The organism is Affinundibacterium seohonense, assembly GCF_014284305.1.
Lineage (GTDB): Bacteria > Pseudomonadota > Gammaproteobacteria > Burkholderiales > Burkholderiaceae_D > Undibacterium > Undibacterium seohonense.
In genome coordinates, this window is record NZ_JACOFW010000004.1 from 272,648 (window position 1) to 285,303 (window position 12,656).

Below are 12,656 nucleotides of genomic sequence, written 5' to 3' on the forward strand. Positions count from 1 at the left end.
TAGCTACTATTTTCTGTGTGGCACACTTCCTGCTAAAGAGTTGTTATTCGTTCTCACTCTTTGCTAGGAAATTCCATGATTCGAGATACCTCTGGTCAAGATGCCGTCATCGCAGCAGCGCCACTATGGCGTAGAAAGAAACTGATTGTTGGCGTCATTTTGGCAATCGCTTTTATTGTCGTTAGCATTTTTCTGCTACGCACGTTTGCCAACAGTAGTAAATCCATCAATGCTTCGCGTATCAAAATCGCGCAAGTGACGCGCGGCACGTTGGTGCGTGATGTCGCTGTCAACGGTCGTATGGTGGCTGCGATCAGCCCGACCTTATATTCCACAGCGTCGAGTACCGTCACCTTAAAAGTCAAAGCGGGTGACATGGTCAAAAAAGGCGATGTCGTTGCCGAATTAGAGTCACCCGATTTGACTAGCTTACTCAAGCGCGAGCAAGCGAATTACGATCAGCTAGAAGCCGAAGTCGCTCGACAAAAAATCCTCGCTCGCAAACAAAAACTCATCGCACGACGTGATGCAGATCAGGCGGAAATTGAACGTGTCACAGCCGCTCGCACTTTTGAACGATTCGAAAAGGCAGGGCCTTCCGGAGTCATTTCCAAAATCGATTATATGCGTGCGCAAGATGCGTTAAAGACGGCTGAGATTCGTGCCAAACACGCCGAAGCTGCGACCGGTTTGGAGAATGAAGATGTTGATCTGAATCTTAAAACGAAGAGCGCACAACTAGAGCAACAGCGTCTTGTACGTGATGACGCTAAGCGCAAGGTGGAAGAACTCAAACTCAAAGCGCCAGTGGATGGCATGGTCGGCACCTTATCAGTCGCGAATCGTAGCGTAGTCGCAGCGAATACCGCATTGATGACTTTAGTCGATCTATCTCAACTCGAAGTCGAACTTGAAATTCCAGAGACCTATGTGGCCGATTTAGGTTTAGGCATGACTGCTGAGATCACGATTAATGGCGTGACGACCAAAGGCAAGTTGTCGGCTCTATCGCCTGAAGTCGTGAAGAATCAAGTGTTAGCACGAGTTCGCTTTGATGGTCAGCAACCGTCGGGCCTACGTCAGAGTCAACGCGTTTCGGCACGTCTATTAATCGAAGAAAAACCCAATGTCTTAATGTTGGCACGCGGTCCTTTTGTCGAAAGTGAAGGTGGCCGGTTTGTGTATGTAGTCGAAAACAATATCGCGACCCGTCGCCCATTTAAACTCGGTGCGACCAGTATTTCTGCGGTTGAGATTGTGGATGGTTTAAAGCTAGGCGATAAGGTCGTCGTCGCTGGTACCGATCAGTTTGAAAATGCAGAAAAAATCTCTTTGAATAATTAATCTTTAAAACCGAATTTAAGAAAAGGAAATGCCATGTTACACATGAAAAATCTGAGCAAAGTTTATCGCACGCACATGATAGAAACCCATGCTTTGCGTGGATTTGAAATCCACGTTAAGCAAGGTGAATTTGTGACGGTGACTGGCCCTTCAGGGTCAGGTAAAACCACCTTCTTAAATATCGCTGGATTGTTAGAAGATTTTACCGGTGGTGAATATTTTCTAGATGGTGTCAACGTGACAGGTATGAACGACAACGCCCGCACGCGTTTGCGCAATGAAAAGCTGGGCTTTATTTTTCAGGGCTTTAATTTAATTCCTGATTTGAATTTGTTTGATAACGTCGATGTACCTTTACGCTATCGTGGCTTTGCTGCAAAAGAGCGCAAAGAGCGGATCGAAGACGCTTTAGCGCAAGTGGGATTGGCTTCGCGCATGAAGCATTATCCCGCCGAGCTGTCAGGCGGGCAGCAGCAACGTGTGGCGATTGCACGTGCCTTGGCTGGTTCCCCGCGCTTGCTACTTGCCGATGAACCAACCGGTAATCTGGACACACAAATGGCGCGTAGCGTGATGGAATTGCTGGAAGAAATTAATGCCAGAGGCACGACGATTTTGATGGTCACCCATGATCCTGAATTAGCACTACGTTCACAACGGAATGTGCATATCATTGACGGTCAGGTTTCTGATCTGGTGCGTAAAACACCGAGCTTGGTGGTAGAGCATCAGAATGTTGAAACCAATCTGCACATTGCATAAAAGGCGGAACGATTATGTTGACTTACTATTTTTTTCTGGGCTTGCGTAGCTTAAGACGCAATCCAGCATTGACCGCTTTGATGATATTGACGCTGGCGATTGGCGTAGCAGCCAGTGTTTCGACACTCACTATTTTACATGTGATGTCCGGTGATCCTATTCCGCAAAAGAGTGATCGCCTGTTCACCGCTATTCTTGATGTTGGGCAGAAGGAAGGTTACACACCGGGTGATGAACCGAATGACCATCAATTTACATATAAAGACATAAGTAATCTTCTCGAAAGCAAGCAAGGCGTACGTCGTGCTGCAATGTACGGGATTGAGGCAACAGCAGAGCCTGCACGTAAAGATTTGGGTGCCATCTCGATGGAAGGTTTAGCCGTGACAGCCGATACGTTTGCCATGTTTGAGATTCCCTTTGTTGTTGGACAAGGATGGCAAGCCTCTGAAGATAAAAACTCTGCGGATGTAGTGGTTCTAAGTAAAAAAATGGCAGAAAAGTTTTTTGGTACAGCGAACCCTGTGGGGCAAAAACTTCGTATGTTGAAAGGTGATTTCACGGTGATAGGTGTTGCCGATGACTGGGCGCCCAAGCCAAAATTCTACATCTTTAATGGCCGTGAGGCTGCATTTGTTGAAGAGCCTGATTTCATACTGCCTTTGAGCAATGCGATTCGCCGTGAAACTGCGCATAGTGGGAGTATGGGCTGTACTTCACGTTCAGATCCGGGTTGGGAAGGGCGTTTAAACTCTGAGTGCACTTGGTTTCATTTTTGGTTCGAATTGAAATCACCAAGTCAACGCGCTGAATTACAAAATTATTTGGATAGCTACGCAGCTGAGCAGTTCAAGTTAGGGCGCTTCCAACGTCAGGCAAAAAATCGCTTGTTTAATGTGCGTGAATTTTTGGTCGAAATGCAAGTGATTGGGGACGATAGTCGCTTGTCGGCTTGGTTGGCATTTGGTTTTCTTTTGCTTTGTTTGGTCAATACGGTGGGTTTATTGTTGGCGAAGTTTTCAGTGCGAGCGTCAGAGGTCGGTGTCAGACGCGCACTGGGTGCGTCACGTAAGGAGATATTTACCCAATTCTTGATTGAGACCGCGGTGGTCGGTTTGGTCGGCGCGTTGTTAGGCGTGTTACTAGCAGCAGGAGCTTTGCAACTCATTGCTTTGCAATCGAAAGCACTGGCTGTCGTCGCACACATGGATTGGGCGATGTTAGGTTTGACTTTCTTCATGTCGGTGAGTGCAGCGATGATTGCCGGGCTGTTGCCCACTTGGCGTGCATGTCAGGTGACGCCAGCAATTCAACTTAAATCGCAATAAAGAAGAAAGCAACAATCATGAAAACATTATTTGAACTACGTCCGATTTTTTCCGCATTAATGCGCAATAAATTGGGTCCCGTGTTAGTCGCTTTGCAGGTGGCATTAAGTTTGGCGATACTGGTGAATGCGATTTATATTGTTAATCTACGTCTTGATGTAGCCGCCCGCCCTAGCGGTATAGCCGATGAGCTTGAGGTTTTTAGGGTCAACGTCAGAAATCAGATTTTGGGCGGACATGAAGATCAACTCGCTTTGCAAAAGCGTGAAGCCGATACGATACGTGCGGTGCCTGGTGTAGTGTCAGTCGCACGTGTTAGCTCCTTTCCTGTTTCGCGTTCAGGTAGCAATAATTCGGTGGCTATTGATCGCAAGCAGGCGGTACCAACTGCAACAAGCGGGATATTTGTGTCCCCAGATTCACTTGTCAAGACTTGGAAATTACGTTTGGTTGAAGGGCAAGATTTTCAGGCAGGTGATTTTTTAGAGGTGAACCCTAATGTCGACGGTGGCTTCGTAAAAAAAGTGATAGTTAGTAAAGCATTAGCACAGAAACTATTTCCAGGACAGTCTAACTTCGTAGGGAAAGAGTATTTCTTTGGGACCGGGAGTAACGCTAATGGAGTAACCATTATAGGCGTAGTCGAAACTTTGCAAACTTCTGGCGCTCAGTCTACGACGAACGGTGAATTTGCTACGATTATGCCTGCGCGTGTGACTGGCCAAATCTGGGACGGTTATGCAGTACGTGCCGAAGCGGGACAGCGTGATCGTGTGATGAAAGAAGTGGAAGAAGCTCTACGTAAAGCATCAGCTACACCGATCTACGTCAAAGCAACGAGTATGGAGAAATTTCGTGATGATCGCTATCGTAGTGAAAAAGGCTTGGCTTGGATGTTGCTCGCGGTAAGTGCCTTGCTGGTCGTCGTGACTGCCAGTGGTATCGTCGGTATGAGTACCTTATGGGTAGCACAGCGTCGCAAACAAATTGGTATTCGCCGTGCTTTAGGTGCGAGACGTATCGATATTCTGACTTATTTCATCGCTGAAAATTGGTTGATTACGACGGGCGGTATTGTATTTGGGATTGCCCTAGCACTTGGCTTGAATCAGGTATTGGTGGGACAATTTGAATTACCGAAACTACCAGTATCTTATCTGCTTCTGTCGCCGTTACTATTTTGGATGTTAGGTGTCATTGCTGTGTATGCACCAGCCTGGAGAGCGGCAAGTATTTCGCCAGCAACCGCGACCCGTGGGGTATAGTGTTTCATTGAATGTGATAAACCAAAATCCATTGCTCTGAATTGATATTGGTGAAGTCGTAGGGTGGGTGAAACCCGCGCCGTTCAAGTGCATGATGGCTTGTCGGCGAGGATTTCACCCGCTCTATAACTTGGACGTTTAACTTATAGGTACGCGATATGCGTAGGTCTTCAAAATTTTTTTGATGTGAATCTCATGCCCACCGTTCTGATCATTGACGACAACCCCAGTATCGCTATCGCCTTGGATGTGCTGCTGTCTTTGCACGACATTCAAAGTGTGAGTGCACAATCGCCGGAGCAGGGCTTGATGGTCTTGCAAAATCAAGCAATTGATCTGGTAATTCAAGACATGAATTTCACCGAGGACACGACATCCGGTGAAGAGGGTGTTGCGCTATTTAAAAAAATTCGCGCCCAACACCCTGATTTGCCAGTGATCTTATTGACAGCATGGACGCATCTGGATGCGGCAGTGGATTTGATTAAAGCTGGTGCCGCTGATTATCTCGCCAAACCTTGGAATGATCAGCGTGTAGTCGCGACTGTGAAAAACTTGATAGAGCTTGGTCAAGTGAATCGTGCTTTGCAACATCGGGTGCAACGCGAGCGCAAACAAAAACGCGAGCTGGAAACCAAATATGATTTGCGCGATTATGTCTGGCAAGACGCCGCCACTGAACGCGTTTTAGGGATGGCATGTCAGGTTGCGAAGTCGGATGTGTCGATCTTGATTACAGGGCCTAACGGCGCTGGTAAAGAACGTATCGCTGAAATCATTCAAGCCAATTCGAAAGTGAAAGACGGTCCTTTCGTGGTATTAAATTGTGGCGCGATTCCCTCAGAGCTGATTGAAGCCGAATTATTTGGTGCGGATGCTGGTGCTTATACTGGCGCAACTAAAGCGCGCGAAGGGAAATTTGAGGCAGCTGATGGAGGCACTTTATTTTTGGATGAGATCGGGAATTTACCCCAAGCTGGGCAAGTTAAATTATTGCGCGTGTTAGAGACCGGGCGCTTCGAGCGTTTGGGTTCAAATAAAGAACGACAAGTCAAAGTCAGAGTATTGAGTGCCACCAATGCCGATCTTGCCAGTATGATTAAAGCGGGTGCATTTCGTGAGGATTTGTTTTATCGCTTAAATGTCATTCAACTCAATTTGCCCGCACTAGCGGATCGCCCTGATGATATTTTGCCGATTGCAATGGCGTTCTTGGAAGAGGGTAAAAGTTTAAGTACCGGCGCACAAGCTTGTTTGTTGGCGCATAGCTGGCCGGGCAATGTACGTGAATTAAAAAACGTAATGCAAAGAGCTTGTTTGTTGTCCGCCAAAGATGAGATACAAATCGCGGATCTGGGCTTGCCTATGACCGCGGTCGTTACGCAAACGAATGATGTTGAGTCGGATAAGGAAACGATAGAACAAGCGCTCCTCAAAGCCAAGGGCGTGGTGGCGCAAGCAGCTTCGGAATTAGGTTTGAGTCGACAAGCTTTGTATCGACGGATGGAGCGTTTGGGGATTACGAGATAATTATTTGAGATGTTTGGCGAAATAAAAAGCCAGTGCACAAAACGTTCACTGGCTTTTTTTAATTACAAAAAGCGTTGACGTATGGACGCTTCAATACCTTCCGCATTCAAACCACACTGTGCCAATAATAATCCTGGGTCACCGTGATCAACAAATCGATCTGGCAGGCCTAGTATCATCAAAGGCTTGCTCAAACCAGCTGCCGCCAGTGCTTCAGCGATAGCAGAGCCACCACCACCCATGGTGCAGCCTTCTTCTATCGTCACGATCGCATCGTGGCTGTTAGCGATCTCCGCGATCATGGCGTTGTCGATAGGTTTAACAAAGCGCATATTGACGACGGTGGCATCGAGTGTTTCAGCAGCTTTTAAGGCTGGATGCACCATGGAGCCGAACGCCAGAATCGCGATGTTTTTGCCTTGACGTTTTAACTCCGCTGTACCGATTGTGAGCTGACTGAGTTCTTGTTGAATGACTGCACCGATACCTGCACCGCGAGGATAACGGATGGCGGCTGGACCCGGATAGTGGTAACCCGTGCTCAGCATCTGGCGACATTCATTTTCATCACTTGGTGCCATGACTACCATGTTAGGAATGCAGCGTAGATACGCCAGATCATAATTGCCGGCATGGGTAGCACCATCCGCACCGACCAAACCTGCGCGATCTAAGGCGAAAGTCACATCCAGATTTTGTAAGGCGATATCATGAATTAACTGATCGTAGCCGCGTTGTAAAAACGTGGAATAAATCGCCAATACGGGTTTCAAACCTTCGGTTGCCAAGCCGCCCGCGAAGGTCACGGAATGTTGTTCGGCAATACCAACGTCGTAGTAGCGTTTAGGAAAACGCTGTTCGAATTCCACCATGCCAGAGCCTTCTCGCATGGCGGGAGTAATGCCTATCAGCTTATCGTCAGCTGCCGCCATGTCACATAGCCAGTCGCCGAATACTTGGGTATAGGTTTTCTTCGCTGCGGTGGTGGCAGGTTTAATGCCTTCTTCAGGATTAAATTTACCGGGGCCGTGATACAAAATTGGATCTGCTTCAGCCAGTTTGTAGCCCTGACCCTTTTTGGTGACCACGTGTAAAAATTGTGGCCCTTTCAGATTCTTGATGTTTTGCAGCGTTGGAATTAAGGACTCTAAATCATGACCATCAATTGGGCCTATGTAATTAAATCCGAATTCTTCAAACATGGTGGCAGGCACGATCATGCCTTTGGCATGTTCTTCGAAGCGGCGTGCCAGTTCGAGCATTGGAGAAGGTAAAACAGATTTGCCGACGTTGCGAGCCGCTGCGTAAAATTTACCTGACATCAGGCGCGCCAAATAACGATTTAGTGCCCCTACCGGCGGAGAGATCGACATGTCGTTGTCGTTTAACACCACCAACATATTGATGTCGTCATAGACACCAGCATTATTCATCGCCTCAAATGCCATGCCCGCCGTCATTGAGCCATCACCAATGATAGCGACGGCGTGACGTGATTCACCTTTAGTGCGGGCTGCTAGTGCCATCCCGAGTGCAGCTGATATGGAGGTCGAGGAATGCGCGGTACCAAAGGTGTCGTATTCACTTTCACTGCGGCGTGGAAAACCAGAAATGCCGTCTAGCTGACGCAGACTATGCATCTGATCACGACGACCAGTCAGAATTTTGTGCGGATACGTTTGGTGGCCGACATCCCAAACAAGTCTGTCTTCTGGTGTGTTGAAAACATAATGAAGCGCAATCGTCAACTCAACAGTACCTAAATTGGAAGACAAATGGCCGCCAGTTTTAGACACGGAATTGATTACGTACTCACGCAATTCGTCGGCTAGGGATACCAATTGTGGTCGGCTTAGCTGGCGTAAATCGGCAGGGGAATTAATCGTAGTAAGTAGGGACATTATTATGCTTTCCGCTGAACGATAAGATCTGCCAAATCACGCAGATGTTGGGCGGACTCTCCAAAAATAGTCAGCGCTTGATGGGCATCACGGCACAGTTGATCGGCGAGTTGACGTGAGGCTTCTAAGCCAAGTAAGGACACGTAAGTCGGTTTGTTGTCGGCAGCATCTTTGCCCGCAGTTTTGCCTAGTGTGGCTGAATCCGCGGTCGCGTCTAAGACATCGTCAACAACTTGGAAGGCCAGGCCAATCGCACGAGAATATTGGTCTAAGGCTGCAACTTCATTGGCTTCTAAATGTTTTCCACTCATTGCGCCCAGTAGTACGGATGCGCGTAATAGCGCACCTGTTTTTAATCTGTGCATTTGCTCCAGTTCAGGCAAACTCAGTGCAACGCCGACACTAGCCAGATCGATTGCCTGCCCGCCGCACATGCCAAGTGAGCCAGATGCTTGTGCTAATAATTGCAACATGGGGAGTTTATGATCGGCACACGCGCTGGCTTCCGCTAGCACTAAGAAAGCTTGCGCTTGTAGAGCATCCCCAACTAGCAGCGCGGTGGCTTCATCATATTTCTTATGAACGGTAGGTTTACCGCGACGAAGTGCATCATCGTCCATACAGGGCATGTCATCATGTACCAAAGAATAGGCATGAATCATTTCAACCGCACATGCAGCGCGACTTAATAATTCACCCGGCGCGGAGAATAATTTGCCAGCTGCAAATACGAGTAAGGGACGTACCCGTTTGCCGCCGTCCAGCACAGCATAGGCCATCGCTTCGTGCAAAGCTTGCGGTGCCAGTTCGGGAGAAGGTAAGTAAGTGTTTAGGGCGACTTCGACTTCATTTTGTATCGATTTCATCCAAGTTTGAAAGTCCTGACTCATGCTTGGCCTTCTGCATTGTCGTTACCGTCACTCAATTCGGTGTTGAAAGGTTTGAGCATACCAGCGTCGAGAATTTTGACTTGCTGTTCTACCTTTTCTAATTGAAATGCACAATATTTAATTAATTCTGAGCCACGTTGGTAAGCGGTCACGGAGGCCTCCAAAGGCAGTTGTCCGGTTTCCATTTGTGAGACCAATTCGCTCAGTTCTGCCATCGCACTTTCGAACGAAGCGGGTGTGGCATTTGCAGGTAATTTCTTTGACATAGATTAGTTTGCAAGGTAGATTGCAGGAGTTGCAAGCATAGGATCGCAGGCATTCCTCAAAACCTTGTATTTTAGAGCAAAGGGACTGTCTATGTGGAGATATCAGTGGCTTAGGATTGATCCGTATGCGTAATATAAAATCATGAATTGGACAAAAAAGCCGATTTAGAACAAAGAAATGCTTAAAAAATGCGCTAAATTGCGTTTCAAACATTTCCATGTGGAAATAACTTGAATATAGTCATACATATCGAAATGCTTTAATTCACCCATTTATTCAAATAAGTACCCAAATAAAATCCTAGAGGCAGATTAATTTAGTCGGCGAAATTGCCGTAAATCCTGATTCAATGTTTTATTATTGTGGTTCGAGTCATTGCACATAAGGTTGGTGTTGTAAAAATTCTTTTATGTCGATAAACCAAGTACATCAAAAGCAAACTGAGGGAAATCCGAAGGGTAGAGCACCCACTTCAGTGGGCAAACTCGACACTTTGCAGGCCTTGGTACAACACGCCTATCAATTAGTGCTACCGCAAATCGATGCATTTGCGGCCAGGTTATCCCATGCTTTGTTTGGTAAATCCGAAGAAGCAAACGATGCCAGAGAAGCAAATCTATATTTTCATGGCGCACAACTGCTAAAAAATAGCACATACACCTATTACTATCTGTGCTCTGGTATCTTGGAAAAGATGTTGAACAGCGAAGCAGCAGCTTTGCGTAGTCCGGAAAAGAAAGCGCCAGTGGCTATGCAGGATGTGGCGATGACGCTTGTCTCGTATGAAGAAATGGATCTGAAGCTGAGCATCAGTCGTGCTAGCCGCTCGTTGGAGCTCAACCACGCAGAGAGTCTAGCAGCATTAAATATGCGTTTGGCTAGTTTGATTGGTGTAGAAACCCTGAATTTGACACAGAATCCTTTTCGCCCCGATGTCTTTTTGCGCGCGCTCAATACAGCATGGTGTGAGTTTACCCCTGAAAAAGATGCACACGAATTTGTTCTACCTTTACTCAGTGATTTAATTTTTGATTTAACGCCTGTCTATCATGGCTTAAATGAATTATTAGTTGAACGTGGCATTTTGCCTGATCTGCAAGAAACCTATCGTCTCAAACGCAAACAAGCGAGTGCTGAAGCGGCACGAGTCGGCGAAGCAGTAAAAAATGAAGTAACAAAAAAATTGGAGCAGTATTTTTCCGAACAATCTGGCGCCACAACAAGCCAACAGGCTGCAGCAAATCATGCGACAAGTTCTCAAGCAGCGGTACCGTTTCCGCAAGAGATGATGAATGCGTTTCAGCCTGCGAATTCTGAATTGTTTCAATACTTGGCTGGCGTGCAAAAAAACATGGCCATACACCAATTGGTGTCAGGAGCGCAGCATGCGGTTCGCCTGTCCAATTTGCGTCAAGACATACCCTCAATGCTGCATTCTGGTGTTGAGAAACATACCTTCGATTTGATGTCGCATGTGTTTGAAGGCGTGCTTAGCAATCAGGATATCGCTGACCCAATTAAAGAGTTAATTAGTGCGTTGCAAGTCCCTGTACTAAAGGCCGCCTTAATCGATAAAGACTTCTTCTTTCAAGATGCCCACCCGGCGCGTCGCTTGATTGATTTACTGTCGAAATATAGTGTCGAATTAGATCCTGAAAAAGGCGTTGATGATCCTTTATTCCAAGAAATGCAGCGTAATGTCATTCGCGTGCAAAAGGAATTTGACCAGCAATTAGGCCTCTTTGATGAAGTTGTCACCGATCTTGAAAACTTCATCAAAAAAGAAGAAGCCGCCAGTATCGAAGCTTTGCAAGTACCGATTAATCGCGCTTTGCAAAGAGAAAAATTCAAGCAAGCAACGCTGGCTGCCAATAACGATATTTCTACCCGCATCGGCACCGGGGAAGTTGTCGCGTTTGTCGAAACTTTCCTCGAGCATCGTTGGACCAAAGTGCTGACTTTGGCGTACAGCGTGCAAGATCAAAAACCGCACGCCGTGGAAGATGCGATTAAGACGATGGATGATTTAATCTGGAGTATTAAACCAAAGATTACGCTGGCACAGCGTCAAGATCTAATTAATCGTTTACCGGGTATTTTGGCGCGTCTGAATAAGTGGCTGAGTTTAATCAAATGGGAAGATGCCGATCGCGTGCAATTCTTCGCTGATCTGGCGGAGTGTCACGCCTCCATCGTCCGCGCTCCACTGGAATTATCGGCCGATCGTCAGATGGAAATTGCGGTCGAAGCGGCAAAAATTGCCACCGAACGTCGCTTGGAGAAACGTGCTAAAGCTGAGGCTGAAGCAAAAGTAAAAGACGAGGCGCAAGCTGCAGAAAAAGCACGCTTGATTAGTATCGCTTTGGAAAAAGCCAAGCTAGAGGCAGAACAAGCTGCAAGACAACAGGCTATTACAAAAACGCAGCCAGCAAGCGAGGTCGCCGTTTCAGCCGAATCGACCGAAATAGATGAGACCAAGCTCAACAGTCCGCCAGCAGCGTCCGAGTCAGTTCTGAACCTGAACGAAGAAGCCTTGGTCGCTAAAATTGAGCAAGCTATCGAAGATGCCGCAGCAACCGTGGCTGATCTCGAACGAGGTGCTTGGGTAGAATTCCACAAACTTGATAATACGTATCAAAAGGTACGCTTAGCTTGGGTGAGTCCTATGCGTAGCCTTTTCATTTTTACCTCTAGTCAGAAAGAAAAATCTTTCTCAGTTGCCGTCGATGAACTAGAGAAAAACTTCCGCGAAGCCCGAGCCAAGATCGTGTCGGTTGATCATGTGGTGGATAAGGCTTTGATGGACGCTTTAAATCAGCCTAAGCCAATTCAACCCCATGTTGCTGAGATAATGTAGTGTGATTGTAGTTAATTTAAGAGAATAATTGCGGTTGAGCTCGCCGCATTTTGCAAACGCACTTATAAAACACGCATAAAAATTTCGCAGCATTTTGGCTTGCACTGATTTACACACTAATTTGCACGCTATTTTTCTCGATCTTCTTCTGAAGTTTCTTGTAGTTGTCCACTAAATACGATGGTTTGTACCCAAATAATTTCTTGGCGCTCACAGCAATCGTAACTTTCCCAGTCCTCCATGTCGACAGAAAAAGCGTCGGTAAAATTCTCCGTTGTTGTTGTTGTTGTTGTTGTTGTTGTTGTTGTTGTTGTTGTTGTTGTTGTTGTTGTTGTGAAGATCAAGTCGTGACTTGGATGATTCAAGATTAAACCGAGGATTAACTTGTAACCATCCCGTAAAATCAAGCCATGCATAACTAGAGTTCTTGAGGCAAACTTATGTGCCAAAGGAGAACAGAAATGCGTAAAAGCAGATTTACAGAAACACAGATCATAGGAATATTGAAGGCA

10 protein-coding genes are annotated in these 12,656 nt (G+C 46.6%); 6 read left to right on the top strand and 4 right to left on the bottom strand.

Annotation, left to right across the window (positions count from 1 at the left end):
* Window positions 1–75: 75 nt before the first annotated feature.
* The 5 genes from H8K52_RS06030 (at window position 76) to H8K52_RS06050 (ending at window position 6,229) form a co-directional block, all read left to right on the top strand.
* A complete protein-coding gene (locus H8K52_RS06030; protein ID WP_186921984.1) occupies window positions 76–1,344 on the top strand; it encodes an efflux RND transporter periplasmic adaptor subunit in 1,269 nt (422 codons plus the stop codon).
* Window positions 1,345–1,377: 33 nt separating this feature from the next.
* Window positions 1,378–2,106: an ABC transporter ATP-binding protein gene (locus H8K52_RS06035; RefSeq protein WP_186921985.1), complete on the top strand. Its 729-nt coding sequence runs from the start codon at window positions 1,378–1,380 to the stop codon at window positions 2,104–2,106.
* A gap of 14 nt (window positions 2,107–2,120) precedes the next feature.
* Window positions 2,121–3,434: an ABC transporter permease gene (locus H8K52_RS06040; protein WP_186921986.1), complete on the top strand. Its 1,314-nt coding sequence runs from the start codon at window positions 2,121–2,123 to the stop codon at window positions 3,432–3,434.
* A gap of 17 nt (window positions 3,435–3,451) precedes the next feature.
* Window positions 3,452–4,699: an ABC transporter permease gene (locus tag H8K52_RS06045; protein ID WP_186921987.1), complete on the top strand. Its 1,248-nt coding sequence runs from the start codon at window positions 3,452–3,454 to the stop codon at window positions 4,697–4,699.
* A gap of 195 nt (window positions 4,700–4,894) precedes the next feature.
* Complete coding sequence (locus H8K52_RS06050; RefSeq protein ID WP_186921988.1) at window positions 4,895–6,229, top strand: sigma-54-dependent transcriptional regulator; 1,335 nt, start codon at window positions 4,895–4,897, stop codon at window positions 6,227–6,229.
* 62 nt (window positions 6,230–6,291) lie between these two features.
* Here the strand turns inward: H8K52_RS06050 and dxs are convergent, their stop codons facing one another.
* Genes dxs through H8K52_RS06065 form a run of 3 tightly spaced genes read right to left on the bottom strand, consistent with a single transcriptional unit; the run spans window position 6,292 to window position 9,286 of the window.
* Window positions 6,292–8,130 carry a 1-deoxy-D-xylulose-5-phosphate synthase gene (gene dxs, locus H8K52_RS06055; protein WP_186921989.1) on the bottom strand — a complete coding sequence of 613 codons (1,839 nt, stop codon included), beginning with the start codon at window positions 8,128–8,130 and terminating at the stop codon, window positions 6,292–6,294.
* A 2-nt stretch (window positions 8,131–8,132) separates the two neighbouring features.
* Window positions 8,133–9,020 carry a polyprenyl synthetase family protein gene (locus H8K52_RS06060; RefSeq protein ID WP_186921990.1) on the bottom strand — a complete coding sequence of 296 codons (888 nt, stop codon included), beginning with the start codon at window positions 9,018–9,020 and terminating at the stop codon, window positions 8,133–8,135.
* Entirely contained in the window at window positions 9,017–9,286 is a 270-nt protein-coding gene (locus H8K52_RS06065; RefSeq protein WP_186921991.1) for an exodeoxyribonuclease VII small subunit, read from the bottom strand. The genes H8K52_RS06060 and H8K52_RS06065 overlap by 4 nt, the downstream gene beginning before the upstream one ends.
* 410 nt (window positions 9,287–9,696) lie before the next feature.
* Between H8K52_RS06065 and H8K52_RS06070 the strand changes: the two genes are divergently transcribed.
* Complete coding sequence (locus H8K52_RS06070; RefSeq protein ID WP_186921992.1) at window positions 9,697–12,144, top strand: DUF1631 family protein; 2,448 nt, start codon at window positions 9,697–9,699, stop codon at window positions 12,142–12,144.
* Between the two features lie 128 nt (window positions 12,145–12,272).
* Here the strand turns inward: H8K52_RS06070 and H8K52_RS06075 are convergent.
* Window positions 12,273–12,656, bottom strand: a 384-nt coding sequence (locus H8K52_RS06075) for a hypothetical protein (protein ID WP_222613698.1), incomplete at its 5' end; no start/stop codon positions are given.